Below are 500 nucleotides of genomic sequence, written 5' to 3' on the forward strand. Positions count from 1 at the left end.
ATGCGCGGCTGGCACTGGCTGTTTCTGCTCGGCGGCGTGCCGTGCATCGGTCTCGGTTTTCTGGTGCTGATGCTGCTCAAGGATCGCATCGAGGATGCGCACTGGCTGAGCGCTGACGAGAAGAAACTGCTGTCCAGTCGCATCGCTCAACATGAACCGCACAAGAGTGGTGGTTCGCTGCTCGCGGCGTTGAAGATTCCAGGTTTTCTGACCTTGGGTCTGATCTATTTTCTGATCCAGGTCGCGTCCTACGGTTTGAATTTCTGGGCGCCGCAATTGATCCGCAGCGCCGGCACCGAGAGCCCGGTGATGATCGGTCTGCTGACGGCCATCCCGTACATTTGCGGGGCGATCAGCATGGTAGTAATCGGGCGTTTGTCGGATGCCACCGGTGAGCGGCGCAAGTTTGTTGCCGGGTTGGTCATCGTGGGCGCGATCGGCTTTTTCAGTGCGGGGATTTTCGCCAGCCACACGACGTTTCTGATCGTCGCTCTTGGCTT

At 58.8% G+C, this 500-nt stretch carries 1 protein-coding gene; it reads left to right on the forward strand.

All coding sequences use genetic code 11. From position 1 onward, the window contains the following. On the forward strand, window positions 1–500 hold a 500-nt coding region (locus BK660_RS30360), incomplete at both ends, for an MFS transporter (protein ID WP_123436409.1).

Source organism: Pseudomonas brassicacearum (assembly GCF_003732265.1).
Classification (GTDB): Bacteria; Pseudomonadota; Gammaproteobacteria; order Pseudomonadales; family Pseudomonadaceae; genus Aquipseudomonas; species Aquipseudomonas brassicacearum_D.